We start from the raw sequence: 21740 nt of genomic DNA on the forward strand, positions 1-21740 counted from the left end.
ATGGATCGAAGTCGACCGTGCAGTACCACTCGCTCTTCCGGCCGCTGATGCGGTTTCCCTGAATTCGGCCTGCTGCCGCCTTTCGCGCTCACGCCTTCACTCGGAAGAGCACTTCGTTTCGTTTTGCCTGATCTGTCTGATCTGAATCAGCAGCGAAGCTCGCCACCGCGACGGTGCGGTGCTCCCCGCTTTGTGGATGTGCCAAACATGCGCACCCAGGACGTCCTCATTCCGGGTAGTTCCACCCGCTGCGGGTGACGGGGTCTTCGCTGCCCGATGCGAAGGAGCCCGCCCATGTCGATGATCCGCGACCTGCGCGCAGTGGTCCGCCCCTCCCGTGTCTCCCTGCGCAAGGAACTGCCCAGGACCGGCGGCTACGACACCTCCCCCCGCCCCGCCCGCCCGTCGGCCGTCGTCGACTGCGCCGTGTACCGCGACGGCGCCCGGCTGCCCAGCGGCCACCCGATCACCCCGCAGGAGGCCATGCGCCAGGTGCGGCGCGACGGCGGCTTCGCGTGGATCGGGCTGCACGAGCCGACCGAGGACGAATTCGCCGGTATCGCCTCGGAGTTCGGGCTGCACCCGCTGGCCGTGGAGGACGCGGTCCAGGCCCACCAGCGGCCCAAGCTGGAGCGGTACGACGACTCGCTGTTCACCGTCTTCAAGACGGTCCACTACGTCGAGCACGCCGAACTCACCGCCAACAGCGAGGTCGTCGAGACCGGCGAGGTGATGTGCTTCACCGGGCGGGACTTCGTCATCACGGTCCGGCACGGCGGCCAGGGCAGCCTGCGCGCGCTGCGCCACCGCCTCCAGGACGACCCCGAACTCCTCGGCAAGGGCCCCTCGGCGGTGCTGCACGCCATCGCCGACCATGTGGTGGACGGTTACATCGCGGTCGCCGACGCGCTCCAGGACGACATCGACGCCGTCGAGACGGACGTCTTCTCGCCCGGCCGCAAGGGCACCCCGCGCGGCACGGACGCCGGCCGGATCTACCAACTCAAGCGGGAGATCCTGGAGTTCAAGCGGGCGGTGTCGCCGCTGCTGCGCCCCATGCAGCTGCTGAGCGAGCGGCCGATGCGGCTGGTCGACCCCGACATCCAGAAGTACTTCCGGGACGTCGCCGACCACCTCGCCCGCGTCCAGGAGCAGGTGGTCGGCTTCGACGAGCTGCTGAACTCCATCCTGCAGGCCAACCTCGCGCAGGCGTCGGTGGCGCAGAACGAGGACATGCGGAAGATCACCTCATGGGCCGCGATCATCGCCGTACCGACGATGGTGTGCGGGGTGTACGGGATGAACTTCCAGTACATGCCGGAGCTGCACTGGCGCTACGGCTACCCGGTGATCATGGCGATCACCGGCGTGATCTGTCTGGGCATCCACCGCACGCTCAAGCGCAACGGCTGGCTGTGACGGGCGCGGCGAAGGCGCTGGTTAGGCTGGGCGCATGACAAGCGAGCTGCTCGACCAGGCCCTCGTCGAGGAGGCCACGAAGAAGTCCGGCCTCATCTGGGTCAAGGCCGCCGGCGCCCCGGCCGCGCGTGCGGTGTGGCATGTGTGGCACGAGGGGGCGGTGTGTCTGGTCGGCGACGGCCCCGGGGAGCAGCCGCTGACCGGGCTCGCCGAGGGCGGCACCGCCGAGGTGACCGTCCGCAGCAAGGACAAGGGCGGCCGGCTGGTGAGCTTCCTCGCGCAGGTCGACGAGCCGGCGCCCGGGACGGAGGCCTGGGAGGCGGCCGTCGCCGAGCTGAAGGGCAAGCGGCTCAACGCCCCGGACGGTGAGGCGATGACGCAGCGGTGGGCGCGCGAGTGCCGGGTGCTCCGCCTCGAGCCTTCCGGTGCTGTGCTGCCGCTGCCGGACGGGTCGCTGGCCGCCGCGCCGGTCGGGTCGCCGGTGACCACGCGGGAGGCGGTCCCGGCGGGGTTGCCGCGGTTGCTCTTCAGGAAGCGGAAGCGGTAGCGCTCCTGCGGCGGTGCCGGGCTCCGCCGTCCGCGGTGCCGGGTTCTGCCGTCTTCCGGGTGCGGGCTCGTTGTGGCTGGTCGCGCCGTCCCCGCGCCCCTTCGGGGGCGCTTCCACGGGCCGGCGTCCGAGGCTACGACGTCGGCAGTTGTCTGCCGTAGTCGACCGTGTCGTCCTTCCCCGGCTCCGCCAGGGGGAAGTCCTTGCCCCACTCCGAGAAGACCAGGGTGCCCGCGCCGCCCGCGCGGACCAGGCGCAGGGGGTACGGCTTGCCCTCCAGGGAGACGTCGAGGGTGCCGCCGGAGCCCTTGTCGCCCGTGATGCGGATGGTGCGCACGCCGGACTGTTCGTGATGGCCGTCCGTGGCGAGCGCGCCGTGCAGGGTCAGGACACTGTCGAGGAGGACGTCCTTGTCCGTGAAGCCGCTGAACCGCTGGTACGCGGGGTCGCGCTGCGGCACCTTCACGTACTTGCCGCCGAGCTTGTCCGCGGCCGCGGTGTCCGCCACCTTCGGCCCGCCCTTGGAGTCCTCGTGGTCCCAGAAGTCCGAGCCCGCCTTCAGGAACAGCTGCTTGTCCACGCGCAGCAGCTGGAAGGTGCCCGCCTCCGAGGTGACCGAACCGGTGCCGCCGTCGCCCTTGAGGCGCATGTCCAGCTTGTACGTGTGGCCGCCGGCCACCACGTTCCCCGCGAGGTGGACGGCGGCGACGGAGTCCGCGGCCTGCTGGGTACGGCTCTGGATCTGCGCGGCCGGCAGCTTGCCGACGCCGTTGGTGTTCGCGTCCGGATCGTCGGAGCACGCCGCGAGCCCTGTCACCGCCAGCACGGCGAGCGCGCCGGCGAGCGCGTTCCGGCGGGTGAGGCCCAGGGCAGTCGCAGTCACGGAAGCAGGCGCCTTTCCGTCGGGGTCCACAGCGGCGTACGGCAGCGTACCGGGGCTCGGTCCGCCGGGCGGAGCCAGTCCGTCCGGACCGCCCGCCGGGACGTACCCGAAGGGGACGGGCTAGCCTGAAGCCCGATTGAGCGGGCAATTGGGGAAAGACTCACCGAAATCAGCACGAACTCATGTGACCGTCACGCACCCGTGTGACATCGTCACGTACCCATGTAAAGGAGGCTCCGGTCATGGCAGGGGGCGCCCCCCGGATCTTCGTCTCGCACCTCGCCGCCGTCGCCGTGTTCGATCCGACCGGCGACCAGGTGGGGCGCGTGCGCGATCTGGTCGTCATGCTGCGCGTGGGACGCCGGCCGCCGCGGCTGCTCGGCCTGGTCGTCGAGCTGGCGACGCGGCGCCGTATCTTCCTGCCCATGACCCGGGTGACCAGCATCGAGTCCGGCCAGGTCATCACCACCGGCGTGCTCAACGTGCGCCGCTTCGAACAGCGGCCCACCGAGCGGCTCGTCTTCGGCGAGCTGCTGGACAAGCGCGTCACCCTCGTCGAGACCGGCGAGGAGGTCACCGTGCTCGACCTGTCGGTGCAGCAGCTGCCGGCCCGCCGGGACTGGGAGATCGACCGCGTCTTCGTGCGCAAGGGCAAGAAGTCCGGCGCCTTCCGCCGGGCCAAGGGCGAGGCACTGACCGTCGAGTGGTCCCAGGTCACCGGCTTCTCCCTGGAGGAGCACGGGCAGGGCGCCGAGAGTCTGCTCGCCACCTTCGAGCAGCTGCGCCCCGCCGACCTCGCCAACGTGCTGCACCACCTCTCCCCCAAGCGCCGCTCCGAGGTCGCCGCCGCCCTCGACGACGACCGGCTCGCCGACGTGCTGGAGGAGCTGCCGGAGGACGACCAGATCGAGATCCTCGGCAAGCTCGCCGAGGAACGCGCCGCCGACGTCCTGGAGGCCATGGACCCGGACGACGCCGCCGACCTGCTCTCCGAACTGCCGGAGGCCGACACCGAGCGCCTGCTGAGCCTGATGCAGCCCGCCGACGCGGCCGAGATGCGGCGCCTGATGTCGTACGAGGAGCACACCGCCGGCGGTCTGATGACCACCGAGCCGATCGTGCTGCGCCCCGACGCCACCGTCGCCGACGCCCTCGCCCGGGTCCGCAACCCCGACCTGTCCCCGGCGCTCGCCGCGCAGGTGTACGTGTGCCGGCCGCCCGACGAGACGCCGACCGGCAAGTACCTGGGCACCGTCCACTTCCAGCGCCTCCTGCGCGACCCCCCGTACACCCTGGTCAGCTCACTGCTCGACCAGGATCTGCAACCCCTGGCGCCGGATGCTGCGCTGCCCGTCGTCGCCGGGTTCTTCGCCACGTACGACATGGTCGCGGCGCCCGTCGTCGACGAGTCGGGGTCGCTGCTGGGCGTGGTGACCGTGGACGACGTACTGGACCACATGCTGCCCGAGGACTGGCGCGAGACCGAGTTCCACCTGGGAGAGGGGGCGAACGCACATGGCACCTGACCGCGACACCACCCGCGACCGCATGCCCGCCGGGGCGACCGCGACCAGCCGCCCGCGCGCCCGGCTCGACCAGCCGCGACCGCCGCGGCGGCGGCTGCTGCCCGAGTACGACCCGGAGGCCTTCGGCCGGCTGTCGGAGCGGATCGCCCGGTTCCTGGGGACGGGACGGTTCATCGTCTGGATGACCGTCGTCATCATCCTGTGGGTGGTGTGGAACGTGGCCGCCCCGGTCCACCTGCGCTTCGACCGCTACCCGTTCATCTTCCTGACGCTGATGCTGTCGCTGCAGGCCTCCTACGCCGCCCCGCTGATCCTGCTCGCACAGAACCGGCAGGACGACCGCGACCGGGTCAACCTCGAACAGGACCGCAAGCAGAACGAGCGGTCCATCGCCGACACCGAGTACCTGACACGGGAGGTCGCGGCGCTGCGGATGGGCCTCGGCGAGGTCGCGACCCGGGACTGGATCCGCTCCGAGCTGCAGGACCTGGTCAAGGAGCTGGAGCAGCTGCAGAACGGCCACGGCTCGGAGCCGGTGGTATTCCCGGCGGATCGGTCGCCCGGACGTGACGTAGACGACCGCTGACGGGCATCCCGGGCGGTGGCTACCGGGCCGTACCATCGTCCTATGGTTACGGAAGACGCGGTGCGCGAAGCGCTGGCGACGGTGAACGACCCCGAGATCAACCGGCCCATCACCGAGCTCGGGATGGTCAAATCGGTGGAGATCGGCGCCGACGGCGCGGTCGCGGTCACCGTGTACCTGACGGTGTCCGGCTGTCCGATGCGCGACACCATCACCCAGCGCGTCACGGACGCGGTCTCCGGCGTCGAGGGCGTCACGGGCGTCGGCGTCACGCTCGACGTGATGAGCGACGAGCAGCGCAAGGAGCTGGCGTCGGCCCTGCGCGGCGGCCAGACCGAGCGCGAGGTGCCCTTCGCCAAGCCCGGCAGCCTCACCCGCGTCTACGCGGTCGCCTCCGGCAAGGGCGGCGTCGGCAAGTCCTCGGTGACGGTGAACCTGGCGGCGGCGATGGCGGCCGACGGTCTGAAGGTCGGCGTCGTCGACGCCGACATCTACGGCCACAGCGTGCCCCGCATGCTGGGCGCGGACGGCCGTCCCACCCAGGTCGAGAACATGATCATGCCGCCGTCGGCGAACGGCGTGAAGGTCATCTCCATCGGCATGTTCACCCCGGGCAACGCCCCCGTCGTGTGGCGCGGCCCGATGCTGCACCGCGCGCTCCAGCAGTTCCTGGCGGACGTCTACTGGGGCGACCTGGACGTCCTCCTGCTGGACCTCCCGCCCGGCACCGGTGACATCGCGATCTCCGTGGCGCAGCTGGTGCCGAACGCCGAGATCCTCGTCGTCACGACCCCGCAGCAGGCCGCGGCGGAGGTCGCCGAGCGCGCCGGTTCCATCGCGGTGCAGACCCACCAGAAGATCGTCGGCGTGGTCGAGAACATGTCCGGCCTGCCCTGCCCGCACTGCGGCGAGATGGTCGACGTCTTCGGCACGGGCGGCGGCCAGACGGTCGCCGACGGCCTGACCCGTACGACGGGCACGACGGTGCCGGTGCTCGGCTCCATCCCGATCGACGTGCGCCTGCGCGAGGGCGGCGACGAGGGCAAGCCGGTCGTGCTGTCCGACCCGGACTCCCCGGCCGGCTCGGCCCTGCGCGCCATCGCGGGCAAGCTGGGCGGTCGCCAGCGCGGCCTGTCGGGTCTGTCGCTGGGCATCACGCCGCGCAACAAGTTCTGACGTTCGCCCGGGCGGCGGCGGCCGCTACCGGCTGTCGTCGCCCACGAGTGTCTCCTGGGCGTTCGGCACGACCTGGGTGAGCCGCACGACGCCCCAGACGATGCAGCCGATGCCCAGCGCCTCGGGCAGCAGCCACCATCCGGTGCGGATGTGCTCGCCGAACAGCGTGACGCCGAGCACCAGACTGACCGTGGCGTCCCCGATGGTCAGCGCGGGCTGGGACGCCGCCAGCGAACCGGCCTGCAGCGAGTTCTCCAGAAGCAGCAGCGACGCGCTTCCGACCAGCGCGAAGCCGTACGTCTGCCAGGTGCTCAGGAAGACCGGCAGGCCGCCCTCGGAGAAGCTGTCGCTCGACGTCTTCAGCAGGGCCGCCGTGAGGGCGTTGCCGGTGGCGGCCGCCGCCGCGAGCGCCGCGGCGCGGAACAGGGGCGGGCGGCCCGGGCGGGCGACGACCACGACGGTTCCCATCAGCCCGAGACACACGACGAGCACGGGCACCCAGCGTGTCATCGGCGCCTCGTTGCCGCCGCCGGAGGGCGCGGCGGAGGCCAGGATCAAGGCCAGCCCGACGACCACCGCGGCCACCGCCCACCAGCCCGCGGCCGGCATCCTGCGGCCCATCAGCCGGGCGGCGATCAGCAGGGCGAACGGCAGTTCCAGGATGAACAGGGGCTGCACCAGCGCCATCGGCCCGTTCAGCAGGGCGAGCGCCTGACAGGTGGCGGACGCCAGCACGCCGCCGATGCCGATCAGCCAGACGGGATGCCGCGCCAGGGCGAGCAGCAGCCGCAGTCCGCCACCGCTCGGCACGGACGAGGCCGCCTTGCGCTGGAACGCCGTCCCCACGGCATTGCACGCCGCTCCCATCACAGCGAAGGAGGCGGCCACCAGGATCACCCCTCCACCATGCCCGACCCCGGCCCCCACGTCCTGCGGGAACCCGCACGCGAGGCGGCCTCCTGCGCTGAGGGGCCGCGGTGCCGAGGGCGACGGGACGGGCGCGGGGTGGGCGGCCGCCGACAGCGGCGTGGCGGGCGCCGGGCCCTCGGCGACGGGACGGGCGCGGGGCCGACGGTGGCGGGGCGGGCGCGGGGCCGACGGTGGCGGGGCGGGCGCCGGGCCCTCGGCGGCGGCACGGGCGCGGGGCCGACGGTGGAGTGGCGGGCGTGGCGCCGGTCCCCGCCGGGGGCGGCTGTTCCGAGCCCCTCGGCCGCCGCTCGTCCCGGTACGCCGCACAATCGGCGGACGACCACCGGCGCACCGGCGACAGCGCGCCGCCACCCGCCGCGGAAAGCGGCGGGCGGTGCGACCCGCCGAAGGCGCCAGGACGGGCGCGGGGCCGGTCCCCGCCGGGGCCGGCTGACCCGAGTCCCGCGGCCGTCCGTCGACCCCGTGCGCCGCACCGCTGGCGGGCGCCACCGGCGGACCGGCGACAGCGCGGCCGCCACCGGCCACAGGGAGCGGCGGGCGGTGCGGGCCGCCGTAGCGCCGTCGGCGGGACCGACGGGTACGGCCTTCGCGCGCCGTCGGCCGGGCGGAGGGCGGAGGGGCCACGCGGGCCTGTGCGCCGAAGGCCGGCGCGGGACGCACGGCCCGGGTGTGCCGTCGGCCGGGGCGTGAGGTGGGGCCGTCCGCGCAGCCGTGCGGTGAGACTTCCGCAAGCCCCCGGAGGGTCAGGTCAGACTCCCGCAAGCCGCCGGAGGGTCACGCGTAGGAGGCGATGTCCTTGATCATGGCGAAGCCGAGTCCGTACGCGCTCATGCCGCGGCCGTACGCGCCCACGTGCACGCCCTGCTGGGTGGTGCCGGCGAGGACCCAGCCGAACTCGGACTCCCGGTAGTGGAACGGTGTCGGCACGCCGTCCACCGGCAGGGACAGCGTGGACCAGTCCTCGCCGTCGAGGTCGTCGGCCAGCACCCAGGCCGTCTCCGTCTGCTGCTCCAGCCAGTCGTCACGCAGGGTGTGGTCCATCTGCCCGGGCCAGGTGAACGACAGCAGCCCGACCCCGGCGAGCCACGCCGCCGAGGAGACGGACGTCGCCTCCAGCAGCCCCGTGCCGTCGGCGCTGCGCCGTGAGGGGTGCGCGGCGACGGTGACCACCACGGCGAACTTCTCGCGCGGCTCACCGGCCGCGCCGGTCTCGCCCCGTACGGAGGGCTCGTCACCGTGCCCGATCGAACCGTGCTCCACGGCCCCGTCGGCCGCCGTCCCGACCTGCATCAGCCAGCGCGGCCCGGTGAACGCCTCGTCGAGGCCGTACCACGGGAAGGGCGCGCGCAGGTAGCCGTCGACCGTGCGCCGTGCGGTGGGGACCTGCTGTCCGCCCTCCGCGGCCGGCGTCTGCGCGACTGCCCGACTCGTCGTCTCCATGCCCGGACGCCTCCTCGCTCTCGTCGGACCGAACGGCCCGCCCCCCTTCGGGCGTACTCGTCCGATCCGCACAACAACTCGGCAGCATATCCATCTCGCCGCGGGCAGCCCGGAATCCGCCCGGCGCGTGGGTCGCGCGGGCGGCGCTTTCAGGTCGCGTCGGCGTCGAACGGCGGGCGGTCGTCCTTGCCGCCGTCCTCGGGCTTCTTCGTCATGTCGATGCGGCCGGAGGCGGTGGCGGCCGGGGAGCCGTTGGCGGCGGCGATCTCGGAGTCGCGGCTGTGCACCGCGTCCGTGACCTCGGCCATCTCCTTCTTCAGGTCGAAGCCGTTGCGGATCTCCTTCAGCCCCAGGTCCTCGTTCTCCATCTGCTTGCGGATGAACGTCTTGGGGTTGAGGTCCTCGAACTCGAAGTCCTTGAACTCCGGGCCCAGCTCCTGCCGGATGTCCTGCTTGGCGCTCTCCGAGAACTCACGGATCTTCCGGATCGTCCGCATGACGTCCTGGATGACCTTGGGGAGCTTGTCCGGACCGAAGACGAGCACAGCGAGCACGATGATGGTCACCAGCTCGAGTGGTCCTATGTCATTGAACACCTGTAGCTCCTCGCGATGTCCTCGGCCGGGTCCACGGTACCTGTCCGACCTGTCCGACCGGTACCGTCCCGGGGTGAGGTTTACATCAGTCGCCCGGCCGGGCCTCAGTCACCGCCGGCCGAGCCCAGGACCAGCGAAACCTTCTCTTCATGTCCCCTTCGCTCGACCGTCAGCTCGAGACGGTCGCCGGGGCGGTGCGCGCGGGTCTTGACGATCAGCTCCTCGCCGGAGTGGACGATCTGCCCGTCGACCGCGGTGATCACGTCGCCGGGCCTGATCCCGGCCTTGGCGCCGGGACCGCCCGGGGTGACCGAGGGCCCGCCGCCGTCGCCCTGCGCCCCGACCCGGGCACCGTCGCCGGTGTAGTCCATGTCGAGGGTGATGCCGATGACCGGGTGCGTGGCGTGGCCGGTGTTGATCAGTTCCTCGGCGACGCGCCGTCCCTGGTTGATCGGGATGGCGAAGCCGAGGCCGATGGATCCGGCCTGTCCGCCGCCCTCGGCGTCGCCGGCGCTGTCCGCGGAACGGATGGCGGAGTTGATGCCGACGACCCGGCCGCGGGAGTCCAGGAGCGGACCGCCGGAGTTGCCCGGGTTGATCGGCGCGTCGGTCTGCAGCGCGTCGACGTACGACACGTCGCTCCCGTCGCCCTTCTCCCCTCCGGCGGTGATCGGCCGCTCCTTGGCGCTGATGATCCCGGAGGTCACGGTGCCCGCCAGGTCGAAGGGCGCGCCGATGGCGACGACGGGGTCGCCGACGCGCACGTTGTCGGAGTTGCCGAGAGGCATGGGCTTCAGCCCGTTAACGCCGCTGACCTGCACAACGGCGAGGTCGTAGCCGCTGTCCCGGCCGACCACCTTGGCCTTGGCGGTCTGTCCGCCGTTGAACACGACGGTTATCTCACCGCCGGTGCCGGCCGGCTGCACGACGTGGTTGTTGGTGAGGATGTGCCCTCGGGTGTCCAGCACGAAGCCGGTGCCGGTGCCCTGCTCCTCGCTGCCGGTGACGTGCAGGGTGACCACGCTCGGCAGCGCGCGGGCGGCGATCCCGGCGACGCTGTCCGGGGCGCGGCCGGCGGGCTCCTCCCCGGCCTGCGGCAGCTCGACGGTCGTCCCGACGCCTCCGTTGCGCTCCAGGTACGCGCCGACGAGCCCACCGACGCCGCCGGAGACCGTCGCGACAGCGAGCACGAAGGCCACGGCCGCCCGGCGCCGCTTACGACGCCGCTGCTGCTCGGTGTCGACCGCGGCACCGGTCTGTTGCAGGGGCGCGTGCACGCCGGGCGCGGCCTGCGGGGACGCACCGGCCGCGGCCCACGGGTCGTAACGGTGCCACGGGTCGGCCGGGGGCGCGGCGTCGTGGGGGGCGGGGGCGCCGGGGGCCACGCCCTCGGAGACGGGGGCGCCCTCGGGCCCGGCGGGGACGGGAGCCGGCCCCGGCGTGGACGCCGGAGCCACCGGGGACGCCGGGGCGTTCGGAACGACACCGTGCGGCGGCACGGTGGGGGGCGCTGCCGGGGCCGGCGGCGGTGCCATGGGATGCGGCGCCGTGGGGTGCGGTGCGGGGGCCTGGGGCGCTGACGTGGGATGCGCCGCCGTGGGGTGCGGTGCCGGTGCGGTCGACGTGCCGTGTGCGGGGGTCGCCGCCGGTGCCGCCGGGTGCTGGACCGGCGGTGCCGGTGCCCACGGGCCGGGTTCGCCGTAGGGCGGGGTGCTGTAGGGGTCGGGGTCGTGCAGGGGCGTGGGCCGCCCGGCCGGGGCGGCGGCCTCCGGCACCGCGCCGGAGCCCGCGGCGACCGGCTCGCTCAGCTCGTAGTCCCCGTCGGCGGACGCCGGACGCCGGCCGTCGGCCGGTCCCTCGTCGCCGCCGGTCCGCTCGGCGTGCGGCCGGGCCAGGGCGAAGTCGGTGCCGGGATCCTGGGACCCGTCGTCCTGCGCGCCTGCGGTCATGGCCGCTTCGGGCCGGGTGTTCCGTTCGTCGGACGGACCCTGCCCGGACGGACCCTGCGTGGGCTTCCCCTCGTTCATGCTCTCCCCACGGGTGGCCGCGGCCCGGCTCGTCGGCGGCGGCCGCGGATGGTCGAACCCCGCGCCCGACGGCATGCCGAGGGCGCGGCTGGTCTGGATTCAACCAGGTTCGCGGGCCTGCCGCGCAGAGACCGTCAGGGGGAGGACGTGGCGGAAGGCGACGGGGAGGGGGATGCCGGGCCGCCGGTGGCCGACAGGGACAGCACGCCCGGAGTCGTCACCGCCGGCGCCGGGGACGGCGTGGTCAGCGCTATGGGCGCCGTGACGCTGAGCGGGCGTATCAGCGGTGACATGGCGGCCGCACCGGCCATGACGGGCGTGGTCAGCGTGCGCGCCACGTCCTGGAGGGTGGCGGGAGTGGACAGGCCGGGCAGCAGGGGCGCGGACAGCGTCGTGGGCGCCACCGGGGTGCCCGCGAACGTGCTCTGGCCGCTCTGCGCCAGCAGCGGTGTCGCGCCCCGGCGGCGCTGGGACTCCGGGGCCGTCGCCGCGCCCGTGGTCGGGGCGCCCGCCGGAGTGACGTTGCTGCCGGAACCGGCCCGGGTGTCCGTGGCGGCCGGGCTGCCGGTGGTGACGCCGCCCAGGGCGATCGCGGCCAGCGACACGGCCCCGGCCGCGACGAACGCGAACCGCAGCCCCCGGGAGGGAGCGGCCTCCCCACGGCTGACGGGGTGGATACGGAAACCCTGCTCGGTGGGCACCGGCACCGCGGCGGCGTGCCCGTGTCCCGGCCCACGGCCCGGCGCGTAGTCGAAGTCGAACGGCGCGCCGCCGCCCCGCTTCACGCCGAAAACCCCGGGCGTCGCGGAGCGGCCCGGGAAGCCCCCGGTGAATCCGCCGAGTCCTCCCCCGCCGAACGGCGATACGCCGCCGTCGAGGTCGTCTCCCCCGGGCAGCCCCTGGAGACGGGCCAGGAAGCTCTCGGACGGGGGCGGCGGCGCCACCTCCGCGAAGACGTTCTTCAGACGGCGCTGCGCGTCGACCTCCGCCTTGCATTTCGGGCAGGTCGCCACGTGTGCCAGGACGCGCTCACGCGTCTCGTGACCGAGTTCGCCGTCCACCAGGGCGGAGAGTCGGTCTCCCAGGTGCTGCTCTGCCGGATTGGGACGTGATCCACTCACGCGGTCGCGCCCCCTCCCCCCAGCACGGGCACGCGGGGCATCAGGGAGCGGCGCTCCCGGGCCTCGGGCGAGCGGTGGGCGAGGGCCTTGCGCAGCTGGGAGCGGCCGCGGTGGATGCGCGAGCGGACCGTGCCGAGCTTGACGCCCAGGGTCGCGGCGATCTCCTCGTAGCTCAGTCCCTCGATGTCGCACAGGACGACCGCGGCGCGGAACTCCGGCGCGAGCGTGTCCAGGGCCTGCTGGATGTCGGCGTCGAAGTGGGCGTCGTGGAAGACCTGCTGCGGGGTGGGCTCCTTGCTGGCCAGCCGCTCGGCCGCGTCCTCGCCGAGGGCGTCGAAGCGGATGCGCTGCTTGCGGCGCACCATGTCCAGGAAGAGGTTGGTGGTGATGCGGTGGAGCCAGCCCTCGAAGGTGCCCGGCGAGTACGTCGACAGGGAGCGGAAGACGCGGACGAAGACCTCCTGGGTGAGGTCCTCGGCGTCGTGCTGGTTGCCCGTGAGACGGTAGGCGAGGCGGTAGACCCGCCCGCTGTGCGTGCTGACGATCTCCTCCCAGGTGGGCGGAGTCCACGCCTGGCCGTCCGCGTCGGTGGAGAAGGTCGCGGTCTGGGCCGGGCCTGCGGCGAACGCCGCGGCGTGGCTGGTGTCAGCGGTGTCGGTCACGGATTTCGGCCTGCCCGCCGATCCGAGGAAGCGCCGCAGCACTCCTCCCCGGTCCTCAGGCGCGGCCGCACCTCCCCTGTCGGCTCTGGTGGTGTCCAGTGGAGCCCCTACCATAGCCACCTCGCCCGTTAGGACCGGATAAGCGGTTTTACGAGAATTTGATCTGTGCTGATACGGCTCATACGGCTGCGTCAGCACTTGCTCGGCGCCCCGCGCCCCATCGTGATCCAACTGTGTCCCCCCGGTGCGTCTCCCACCCTGCTAAACGCCCGGTCCCATCTGCGGGTTCCCGGCCCCAACGGATACAGTCACCGCCGAGGCAACCATGGGGACAGGAGAGGGTCATTACCGGCAACCGGCAGACGGACTGGGCGTTCGCCGACGCCTTTGTCGCCGAGGACGACGCGCTGCTGTGGGCCCGCGACCGGGCCCGCGAGGCGGGGCTGCGTTCGGTGTCGCCCGGCACGGGCGCGGCGCTGCGGTTGCTGGCCGCCACCGTGGACGCCAAGGCGGTCGCGGAGATCGGCACCGGTTGCGGCGTCTCCGGGATCCATCTGCTGCACGGCATGCGTCCCGACGGCGTGCTGACCACCGTCGACCCCGAGCCGGAGCACCAGCAGTTCGCGCGGCAGGCCTTCCGCGCCGCCGGGTTCGCCAGCAACCGGGCGCGCTTCATCCCCGGCCCGGCCCTCGACGTCCTGCCGCGCCTCGCGGACGCCGGTTACGACCTCGTCTTCTGTGACGGCGACCGGCTGGAGTTCCTCGACTACCTCGCTGAATCGTTGCGCCTGCTGCGCCCGGGCGGCCTGGTGGTGTTCGAGGGCGTCTTCGCGGCCGGGCGCACGGTGGACTCCGGTCCGCAGCCGACCGAGGTCATACGCATCCGGGAGCTGCTGCGCGCGGTGCGCGAGAGCCAGGATCTGGTGCCGTCGCTGCTGCCGGTCGGGGACGGCCTGCTCTGCGCGGTCAAGCGCTGATCCGCTGCCCCGCAACCTGCGAACGCATAGGCCCTCACCTGCGCAAACGGCCGCCCCGGCACCCACCTGGGGCGCCGGGGCGGCCGAAAGGATATGGTCGCTTGCGCGTCAGCCGACGACCTTCTTGAGGGCGTCGCCGAGGGCGTCGGCCTCGTCCGGGGTCAGCTCGACGACGAGCCGACCGCCGCCTTCGAGCGGAACGCGCATGACGATGCCCCGCCCCTCCTTGGTCACCTCGAGCGGGCCGTCGCCCGTCCGCGGCTTCATGGCCGCCATGCTCGTTCCCCTTCCTGAAACCAGCTCATCGTCAAGGCCGACGGCCCATGAAGGGCACGCGCGGGCCCACCGCCCGGAAGGGCCCAGGACACGCGTCACCGGCATCGAACACATTGCTTCCAAGCCATTATCCCGCATCTCAGGACCCGATGACCAACATCAGTCCGCATCGCTTGGGCAACGCGCGCGAGCAAAACCACTCAATTCGGCGATGTGCCTGCGATACTGCTCGACCGCACGGACGGCATCCGAGTGCGCCGTGCGCGGAATTGTTTGACGCACCTCACATGTCCGGCCCGGTTCGCCACCGGTGATCTCCGCCATGCTGTCCTTCGTACACCGGCGTACCGAGCGGTACGCCGTGCCTCGACACCGGAGGGATGCGCCATGGCCGACACCGTGCTCTACGAGGTGAGCGACGGGCTCGCGACGATCACGCTGAACCGCCCGGAGGCGATGAACGCGCTGAACATCGCGACCAAGGTCGCCCTCCGGGAGGCGGCCGAGTCCGCGGCGGGCGACAGCGCCGTACGGGCGATCCTGCTCACCGCGGCCGGGGACCGGGCGTTCTGCGTGGGCCAGGACCTCAAGGAGCACATCGGGCTGCTGGCCGCCGACCGGGAGTCCGGCGCGGGGCAGACGATGAGCACGGTGAAGGAGCACTACAACCCCATCGTGCGGGCCCTGGCCGGCGCCCCGAAGCCGGTGGTGGCCGCGGTGAACGGCGTCGCGGCCGGCGCGGGCTTCGGCTTCGCGCTCACCGCGGACTACCGGATCGTCGCGGAGACGGCCGCGTTCAACACGTCCTTCGCGGGCGTCGCGCTCACCGCAGACTCCGGCGTCTCCTGGACCCTGCCGCGCGTGGTCGGGCCCGGCCGCGCCGCCGACCTGCTGCTCTTCCCGCGCACGCTCTCCGCCCAGGAGGCGTACGAGCTGGGCATCGCCAACCGGCTGGTGCCGGCGGCCGAGCTGCGCACGGAGGCGGAGAAGCTGGCGCGGCGGCTGGCCGAGGGGCCGACCGTGGCGTACGCGGCGCTGAAGGAGTCGGTGGCGTACGGCCTGACGCACTCCCTGGCCGAGACGCTGGAGAAGGAGGACGAGCTGCAGACCCGTGCGGGGCAGTCGGAGGACCACGCGATCGCGGTGCAGGCGTTCGTCAACAAGGAGAAGCCGAAGTACCTGGGCCGGTAGGGAGCGTCTCGCCGGTCGGGCGGGGCCCGCGACGCCTGGCGCCGCTCCCCTTCGGCCTGACCGGCGAGCACCTGCGAGGACTCACCGGCGGCGGGCTACGCAGTCGGCCAGGTGATCGTCGACCAGCCCGCACGCCTGCATCAGGGCGTACGCCGTGGTCGGGCCGACGAAGCGCAGGCCGCGCTTCTTCAGCGCCTTGGACAGGGCCGTGGACTCGGGGGTGATCGCGGGCACGTCGGCCAGGGTTCTGGGGGCCGGCCGGGCGCCCGCGTCCGGGGCGTGGGACCAGATGAGGTCGTCCAGCTCGCCGGGCTGCCACTCGGCGAGCACGCGCGCGTTGGCGAGCGTGGCGTCGATCTTGGCGCGGTTGCGGATGATGCCGGCGTCGGCGAGCAGCCGTTCGCGGTCGCCGTCGTCGAAGGCGGCGACCTTGGCGATCTCGAAGCCGGCGAAGGCGGCGCGGAAACCGGGGCGGCGGCGCAGGATGGTGATCCAGGACAGGCCGGACTGGAAGGCCTCCAGGGCGAGGCGTTCGAAGAGGGCGTCGTCGCCGTGGACCGGGCGGCCCCACTCCTCGTCGTGGTAGGGCACGTAATCCGGGGCGGACAGGGCCCACGGGCAGCGCAGGGCGCCGTCCGGGCCGGCGAGCGCGGTGGCCGTGGTCACTGCTCCTCCTGCTGCTCGGGCTTGTCCATCGGCACCCGGGTGGCCGCGGCCCGCGCCCCGGCCAGCGCGGACTCCAGATCGGCGATACGGGCGTCACGCTCGGCGAGTTCGGCGGCGACGCGGTTCAGGGCGTCGTCCACGTCGGCCATGCGGTAGCCGCGGGCGGCGAGCGGGAAGCGCAGGCTGTCGACGTCCTCGCGGGTGACGGGGCGGTCCGGGGGCAGCGGGTCGTGGAGCCGCTCGGGGGCCGCCTCCGGCAGCGGGCCGGTGCCCTCGCCGCCGCCCAGCACGGCGAGCGTCACCGCGGCGACCACGACGGCGAGCGCGATGACCAGGAACAGGAACATAACCATCGCCGGCTACCCCACGTTCGGTGTCTTCAGTGTCAGGGTCCGATCGTGCCATGCGACGCTGACAGTTAGGGTCACAGGCGGCGCAAGACCAGGAAGAACCCAGGATGTACGAGGAGAGGTCGCAGCGGATGCTCAGGCTGGGCAGGCGGGAATTCGGCGCGCACGAGCCGGTGATCATGGCGATCGTGAACCGGACGCCGGACTCCTTCTACGACCAGGGGGCGACGTTCCGCGACGAGCCGGCTCTCGCGCGCGTGGAGCAGGCGGTGGCCGAGGGCGCGGCGATCATCGACATCGGCGGGGTGAAGGCGGGTCCGGGCGAGGAGGTCGGCGCCGAGGAGGAGGCACGGCGGACGGTCGGCTTCGTCGCCGAGGTGCGCCGGCGGTTCCCGGACGTGGTCATCAGCGTCGACACCTGGCGCGCGGAGGTCGGCGAGGCGGTCTGCGAGGCGGGGGCCGACCTGCTGAACGACGCGTGGGGCGGGGTCGATCCGGGCCTCGCGGAGGTCGCGGCGCGGTACGGCGTGGGGCTGGTGTGCACGCACGCGGGCGGGGTCGAGCCGCGGACGCGGCCCCACCGGGTGGCGTACGACGACGTCATGGCCGACATCCTGGACGTGACCGTGGGGCTCGCCGAGCGGGCGGCCGCGCTGGGCGTGCCGCGGGAGTCGATCCTGATCGACCCGGGGCACGACTTCGGCAAGAACACCCGGCACAGCCTGGAGGCCACACGGCGGCTGGACGAGATGGTCGCGACGGGGTGGCCGGTGCTGGTGTCGCTGTCCAACAAGGACTTCGTGGGCGAGACGCTGGACAAGCCGGTGAAGGAACGGCTGCTGGGGACGCTGGCGACGACGGCGGTGTCGGCGTGGCTGGGCGCGCAGGTGTACCGGGTGCACGAGGTCGCCGAGACCCGGCAGATCCTGGACATGGTGGCGTCCATCGCGGGGTGGCGCCCGCCGGCGGTGGCACGGCGCGGCCTGGCGTAAGGCTCCGCCGTCGCGCCGGGTTCGGTCGGCCGCGGGCGCCGCCCACCGAGGCTCACCCACGGGACCCGCGGGATGGGCCCTCCCGGCCCGGCAGGACAGAAGGTCCCGCCATGCGGCTCCACCCCGGGCCCCGGCAGCAGGGGCCCGTGCCTTGCCCGCCGGGAACCGGCCTTCCCCTCTCACGCCGGACTCCTCCCGGGCCGCATCGAGAAGACCTCGCCGTGCCCGGGAGTGGGGCGCCCGAGCCTCGGTGAGGCCGAGCACCTGGTCACGTGCGAGGGGAGCGCTGCGCCTACGGGATGGTGGCCGGCACCTACCTACCGGCCCGCCTCCTTCGACACCAGGGCCACCGCCTCCTCCACGTCGTCCGTGACGTGGAACAGCAGCAGGTCCGCCTCGGACGCCTTGCCCTGGGCGACCAGGGTGTTCTTCAGCCAGTCGACCAGGCCGCCCCAGTACTCCGTGCCGAACAGGACGATCGGGAACTGCGTGACCTTCTGGGTCTGGACCAGGGTGAGCGCCTCGAAGAGTTCGTCCAGCGTGCCGAGGCCGCCGGGCAGGACCACGAAGCCCTGCGCGTACTTGACGAACATCATCTTGCGCACGAAGAAGTAGCGGAAGTTGAGCCCGATGTCGACGTACTTGTTCAGCCCCTGCTCGAAGGGCAGCTCGATGCCCAGCCCCACCGAGGTGCCGCCCGCCTCGCACGCGCCCTTGTTGGCGGCCTCCATGGCGCCGGGGCCGCCGCCCGTGATCACCGCCCAGCCGGCCTCCACCAGCGCGCGTCCCAGCCGTACCCCGGCCTCGTACTCCGGCGAGCCCGCCGGTGTGCGGGCGGAACCGAAGACGCTGATCGCGGGCGGCAGTTCGGCCAGCGTGCCGAAGCCCTCGATGAACTCCGACTGGATGCGCAGCACCCGCCAGGGGTCGGTGTGCACCCAGTCGGAGGGGGCCCGCTCGTCCAGCAGCCGCTGGTCCGTGGTGCTGGCCTCCACCTTGTCCCGTCGCCGCAGGACCGGTCCGAGTCGCTTCTCGTCCGGCGGGATCTTCTTCCCCTCGGGGTTCCCGGTCGGCATGTGCGCTCCCTCCGTCGTGCGGTCCGTACACCTCAGCGTAGATCTGCGCGGGTTACGGCTGAGGGACGTGAATATGTCCGCCGCACTGCGCCGTAAACACGGCCGAACGGGTCATGACGTCAGCCAGGACCGCAGGCGCTCCTCCCCGGCGAGGATCTTCGCCGTCTCCACGCGCTCGTCCCGCTTGTGCGCCAGGAGCGGATTGCCGGGGCCGTAGTTGACCGCGGGGACGCCCAGCGCGCTGAAGCGGGCGACGTCCGTCCAGCCGAACTTGGGCTTCGGGGAGCCGCCCACCGCGTCGATGAAGGCCCGCGCGGCCGGGTGGGACAGGCCGGGCAGGGCGCCGCCGCTGTGGTCGTCGATCACGAACTCCTCGACCCCGCAGTCCGCGAAGACCTCCCGCACATGTGCGATCGCCTCGTCGCCGGTGCGGTCCGGCGCGTAACGGAAGTTGACCGTCACCACACAGGCATCGGGGATCACGTTGCCCGCGACGCCGCCCGAGATCGCCACCGCGTTCAGGCCCTCGTGGTACTCCAGACCGTCGATGACCGGCCGGCGCGGCTCGTAGGCGGCCAGCTTCGCGAGGATCGGCGCCGCCGCGTGGATGGCGTTGGAGCCCATCCAGCTGCGCGCGGAGTGGGCGCGCTCGCCGCTGGTCTTCAGCAGCACCCGCAGGGTGCCCTGGCAGCCGCCCTCGACCTCGCCGTCGGACGGCTCCAGCAGCACCGCGAAGTCGCCCTCGAGCCACTCGGGACGTGCCTCGGCGACGTGCTTGAGGCCGTTGAGGTCGGCGGCGACCTCCTCGTTGTCGTAGAAGACGAAGGTCAGGTCGCGGTTGGGCGCGGGCACGGTGGCCGCGATGCGCAGCTGTACCGCGACGCCCGCCTTCATGTCGCAGGTGCCGCAGCCCCACAGCACGCCGTCCTCGTCCAGCCGGGAGGGGACGTTGTCGGCGATCGGCACGGTGTCGATGTGGCCGGCGAGGACCACGCGCTCCGCGCGGCCCAGGTCGGTGCGCGCCACCACGTTGTTGCCGAGGCGGTCCACCGTCAGGTGCGGCAGGGCGCGCAGCGCGGCCTCGATCGCGTCCGCGAGCGGCTTCTCCGTGCCGCTCTCGGAGGGGAAGTCGACGAGCTGCGCGGTGAGAGCCGCGGCGTCCAGCGTGAGGTCAAGCGGGGTTTCGGCCATGGCTCCGACCCTATCCCGCGCTCTCGGCCGCCCGCCGTTCCCTCGGTGTCGCGCACCCCTGGAGACGCCCACGGCGCCCTCCAGTAACTTGTACGACGTGCCAGAGCCGTCCCCCACCTCTCCCAGGCGTCGCAGCCGTCTCCTGCGTCTCGGCGCGGCCGTCGTGGTGCTGTGCGCGGTCGCCGGTTACCTCGTGGTGCAGTACCTCACCGGAGGCGCCGGCGCCCCGGGCTGCAAGGTGGTCTCGGGCAAGGACGACGGAGCGACGTACACGTTCACGCCGGAGCAGGCGGTGAACGCGGCGACGATCGCGGCCGTCGGCACCAACCGGGACCTGCCCGAACGCGCCGTGACGATCGCGCTCGCCACCGCGCTGCAGGAGTCCGGGCTGCGCAACCTCGACCACGGTGACCGCGACTCCCTCGGCCTGTTCCAGCAGCGGCCCTCGCAGGGCTGGGGCACCGAGCGGCAGATCATGGACCCGACGTACGCGGCGGGCATCTTCTACGAGCACCTGGTCAAGGTCCACGACTACACCGAGCTCCCGCTCACGGTGGCCGCACAGCGCGTGCAGCGCAGCGGCTACCCGGAGGCGTACGCCAAGCACGAGCCGGACGCGGCACTGCTCGCCGCGGCCCTGACCGGGCAGTCCGCGGCCACGCTGACCTGCACCGGCCGTCCCGGCGCGGACGCCACGGCCGGCCCGGACGCGGTACGGGCCGCGCTCGTGCGGGACTTCGGGCGGGGCGCGTTCCAGGAGACCGGCGCGGAGGTCGGCGCCAAGGGCCGGCCCGCCCCGTCGCCGTCCGTGAGCGCCGAGGCCGACGGGCACGCGGTGAGCGTGCCGGTGCCCGCCGGTGACGGCCGGCGCGGGGTGCGCGAACGCGGCTGGCAGCTGGCGCACTGGGCGGTGGCCAACGCCTCCGCGCTGCACATCCGGCGCGTGACGTACGCCGGGCGGGAGTGGAGCGCCGGGAACACCGACAGCGCGTGGCGCGAGAGCGGCCGGGACACGGACACGGACACGGCCGCATCGGGGCCGGCCGGCACGGACACCGGTACGGTCCGGATCGTCACCGCGCAGTAGTGCGGCCATTCACCCGCAGGAGTTACTCGGCGGGGGTTCCGCGGATGCGGTGCGCACGTTTTCGCGCCGTCACCCACGTACACGCGAAATCCCTTGGAAACACAGGGGCGTAAGGATTCGGCACACTTTCGCACCGGGCGCTCTTTGCCCGTGTTTATCCGCAGCCGATAATGCGACGCATTGCCAACTCTTTACGTTGGCGATCCGCAACCTTCGCGGGCTTCGAGCGGTAGTCACTGCGTCCGAGCCCGGCCGATCACCGCCAGTCGATCGCCAACTCACGGGCCCGGACGGACAGTTCAGCGTTTCACCGATCTCTCCCGTCGAAGGAGCATCATGTCCCTCCCCCTGACCCGCCGGATCGCCCGCGCCGCGCTGCTCGTCGCTGCAGGAGCGGCCGCCGGGGTCGGTGCGGCCGGCTCCGCCAGCGCGGCCCCCTCCCTGCCCGCGACCCCCGACCTGGGCGGGCTGACGGCCCTGGACGGGGCGAGCGTCGCCAACCAGGCCGACAGCGCGCTGCAGCACTCCTCCGCCGCCGCCGGTGAGACCAGCGGCAAGGCGGTCCAGCAGGCGGTGCCGGCCGCGGGCAAGAGCGGTGGCAGCGCGGTGAAGAAGCTGACGCCGGTGGCGCAGAAGGCGGCCGGCGAGGCGGCCGGTTCGGCGGGCGGCCTCCTCGGCGACACGGCCAAGACCGCGACGCAGGGCGGCCTGCCGACGGACTCCCTCACCAAGGGCGCGCCGTCGCTGCCGGTGGGCGGTCTGCCGCTGGGCGGCTGACGGTCCGCGGCGCTTCGCTGCGCGGCTTGAACGGCTGGTACGGCCTTGCACGGCTGGTACGGCGACGGGGTCCGGGTTCCTCCCGGGCCCCGTCGCTTTGTGCCGCCCTGTCTGTGGTCGGGCACGCCGGTGCCAGGGTCGGGTGCTCACGTGGTTCGAGTGCGGGCGCGTCGTGGCTGGTCGCGCAGTTCCCCGCGCCCCCCAGGGGGGGCCGGGGACAGCCGGTGTTGCCCGCGGGGGGGCG

General features: G+C 73.0%; 23 protein-coding genes. 10 read left to right on the forward strand and 13 right to left on the reverse strand.

Translation table 11 applies throughout. The features are described 5' to 3' along the window. Positions 1-294 precede the first annotated feature (294 nt). Complete coding sequence (locus tag AB0E88_RS18035; protein WP_361631311.1) at positions 295-1419, forward strand: magnesium and cobalt transport protein CorA; 1125 nt, start codon at positions 295-297, stop codon at positions 1417-1419. A gap of 34 nt (positions 1420-1453) precedes the next feature. Continuing rightward, entirely contained in the window at positions 1454-1966 is a 513-nt protein-coding gene (locus tag AB0E88_RS18040) for a hypothetical protein (protein ID WP_361631313.1), read from the forward strand. Between the two features lie 133 nt (positions 1967-2099). On the opposite strand, the gene AB0E88_RS18045 is transcribed toward AB0E88_RS18040, so the two are convergent. Further along, on the reverse strand, positions 2100-2849 hold the full coding sequence (locus AB0E88_RS18045; RefSeq protein ID WP_361631315.1) for a hypothetical protein: 750 nt from the start codon (positions 2847-2849) through the stop codon (positions 2100-2102). Between the two features lie 242 nt (positions 2850-3091). Between AB0E88_RS18045 and AB0E88_RS18050 the strand changes: the two genes are divergently transcribed. From AB0E88_RS18050 to AB0E88_RS18060, 3 genes are read left to right on the forward strand one after another with little or no spacing between them, the layout of a single operon-like run. Beyond that, positions 3092-4375, forward strand: coding sequence for a CBS domain-containing protein (locus AB0E88_RS18050; protein ID WP_361631317.1), 1284 nt, complete (start codon positions 3092-3094; stop codon positions 4373-4375). Next, on the forward strand, positions 4365-4961 hold the full coding sequence (locus AB0E88_RS18055) for a DUF1003 domain-containing protein (protein ID WP_361631319.1): 597 nt from the start codon (positions 4365-4367) through the stop codon (positions 4959-4961). The genes AB0E88_RS18050 and AB0E88_RS18055 overlap by 11 nt, the downstream gene beginning before the upstream one ends. Positions 4962-5003: 42 nt before the next feature. Beyond that, on the forward strand, positions 5004-6137 hold the full coding sequence (locus AB0E88_RS18060; protein WP_361631321.1) for a P-loop NTPase: 1134 nt from the start codon (positions 5004-5006) through the stop codon (positions 6135-6137). A 24-nt stretch (positions 6138-6161) separates the two neighbouring features. Here AB0E88_RS18060 and AB0E88_RS18065 read toward each other — a convergent pair whose 3' ends face one another. The 6 genes from AB0E88_RS18065 to sigE form a co-directional block, all read right to left on the reverse strand. Then, positions 6162-7034, reverse strand: coding sequence for a DMT family transporter (locus AB0E88_RS18065; protein ID WP_361631323.1), 873 nt, complete (start codon positions 7032-7034; stop codon positions 6162-6164). A gap of 807 nt (positions 7035-7841) precedes the next feature. Then, entirely contained in the window at positions 7842-8507 is a 666-nt protein-coding gene (locus AB0E88_RS18070; protein ID WP_361631325.1) for a hypothetical protein, read from the reverse strand. Between the two features lie 149 nt (positions 8508-8656). Further along, positions 8657-9103 carry a sec-independent translocase gene (locus AB0E88_RS18075; protein WP_361631327.1) on the reverse strand — a complete coding sequence of 149 codons (447 nt, stop codon included), beginning with the start codon at positions 9101-9103 and terminating at the stop codon, positions 8657-8659. 104 nt (positions 9104-9207) lie between these two features. Then, on the reverse strand, positions 9208-11052 hold the full coding sequence (locus AB0E88_RS18080) for a trypsin-like peptidase domain-containing protein (protein WP_361631329.1): 1845 nt from the start codon (positions 11050-11052) through the stop codon (positions 9208-9210). Between the two features lie 212 nt (positions 11053-11264). Continuing rightward, positions 11265-12251 carry a zf-HC2 domain-containing protein gene (locus tag AB0E88_RS18085; protein WP_361631331.1) on the reverse strand — a complete coding sequence of 329 codons (987 nt, stop codon included), beginning with the start codon at positions 12249-12251 and terminating at the stop codon, positions 11265-11267. Next, positions 12248-12955, reverse strand: coding sequence for an RNA polymerase sigma factor SigE (sigE, locus tag AB0E88_RS18090; protein ID WP_361631333.1), 708 nt, complete (start codon positions 12953-12955; stop codon positions 12248-12250). The genes AB0E88_RS18085 and sigE overlap by 4 nt, the downstream gene beginning before the upstream one ends. Before the next feature lie 260 nt (positions 12956-13215). On the opposite strand from sigE, the gene AB0E88_RS18095 reads away from it, so the two are divergent. Beyond that, positions 13216-13890 (forward strand): O-methyltransferase, encoded by a 675-nt coding sequence (locus tag AB0E88_RS18095; RefSeq protein ID WP_361631367.1) that lies wholly within the window; start codon positions 13216-13218, stop codon positions 13888-13890. Between the two features lie 108 nt (positions 13891-13998). Here the strand turns inward: AB0E88_RS18095 and AB0E88_RS18100 are convergent, their stop codons facing one another. Both AB0E88_RS18100 and AB0E88_RS18105 read right to left on the reverse strand, forming a co-directional pair. Further along, complete coding sequence (locus tag AB0E88_RS18100; protein WP_003966491.1) at positions 13999-14166, reverse strand: DUF3117 domain-containing protein; 168 nt, start codon at positions 14164-14166, stop codon at positions 13999-14001. Between the two features lie 159 nt (positions 14167-14325). Beyond that, on the reverse strand, positions 14326-14490 hold the full coding sequence (locus AB0E88_RS18105) for a hypothetical protein (protein ID WP_361631335.1): 165 nt from the start codon (positions 14488-14490) through the stop codon (positions 14326-14328). A gap of 63 nt (positions 14491-14553) precedes the next feature. Here AB0E88_RS18105 and AB0E88_RS18110 point away from each other — a divergent pair, with 63 nt between their 5' ends. After that, complete coding sequence (locus tag AB0E88_RS18110; protein ID WP_361631337.1) at positions 14554-15357, forward strand: enoyl-CoA hydratase-related protein; 804 nt, start codon at positions 14554-14556, stop codon at positions 15355-15357. An 81-nt stretch (positions 15358-15438) separates the two neighbouring features. On the opposite strand, the gene AB0E88_RS18115 is transcribed toward AB0E88_RS18110, so the two are convergent. Both AB0E88_RS18115 and AB0E88_RS18120 read right to left on the reverse strand, forming a co-directional pair. Beyond that, positions 15439-16023 carry a DNA-3-methyladenine glycosylase I gene (locus AB0E88_RS18115; RefSeq protein ID WP_361631339.1) on the reverse strand — a complete coding sequence of 195 codons (585 nt, stop codon included), beginning with the start codon at positions 16021-16023 and terminating at the stop codon, positions 15439-15441. Next, entirely contained in the window at positions 16020-16370 is a 351-nt protein-coding gene (locus AB0E88_RS18120; protein ID WP_361631369.1) for a DivIVA domain-containing protein, read from the reverse strand. Before AB0E88_RS18120 ends, AB0E88_RS18115 begins: the two co-directional genes overlap by 4 nt. A 134-nt stretch (positions 16371-16504) precedes the next feature. On the opposite strand from AB0E88_RS18120, the gene folP reads away from it, so the two are divergent. Beyond that, a complete protein-coding gene (folP, locus tag AB0E88_RS18125) occupies positions 16505-17365 on the forward strand; it encodes a dihydropteroate synthase (protein WP_361631371.1) in 861 nt (286 codons plus the stop codon). 317 nt (positions 17366-17682) lie between these two features. On the opposite strand, the gene AB0E88_RS18130 is transcribed toward folP, so the two are convergent. Together AB0E88_RS18130 and dapE are read right to left on the reverse strand one after the other, a co-directional pair. Next, a complete protein-coding gene (locus AB0E88_RS18130) occupies positions 17683-18441 on the reverse strand; it encodes a TIGR00730 family Rossman fold protein (protein WP_361631341.1) in 759 nt (252 codons plus the stop codon). A gap of 111 nt (positions 18442-18552) precedes the next feature. Beyond that, a complete protein-coding gene (gene dapE, locus AB0E88_RS18135; RefSeq protein WP_361631343.1) occupies positions 18553-19632 on the reverse strand; it encodes a succinyl-diaminopimelate desuccinylase in 1080 nt (359 codons plus the stop codon). 97 nt (positions 19633-19729) lie between these two features. On the opposite strand from dapE, the gene AB0E88_RS18140 reads away from it, so the two are divergent. Both AB0E88_RS18140 and AB0E88_RS18145 read left to right on the forward strand, forming a co-directional pair. Beyond that, positions 19730-20719 (forward strand): heavy metal transporter, encoded by a 990-nt coding sequence (locus AB0E88_RS18140; protein ID WP_361631345.1) that lies wholly within the window; start codon positions 19730-19732, stop codon positions 20717-20719. Positions 20720-21055: 336 nt separating this feature from the next. Continuing rightward, entirely contained in the window at positions 21056-21496 is a 441-nt protein-coding gene (locus AB0E88_RS18145) for an ATP-binding protein (RefSeq protein WP_361631347.1), read from the forward strand. Positions 21497-21740 lie beyond the last annotated feature (244 nt).

The organism is Streptomyces sp. NPDC028635, assembly GCF_040637635.1.
Classification (GTDB): domain Bacteria; phylum Actinomycetota; class Actinomycetes; order Streptomycetales; family Streptomycetaceae; genus Streptomyces.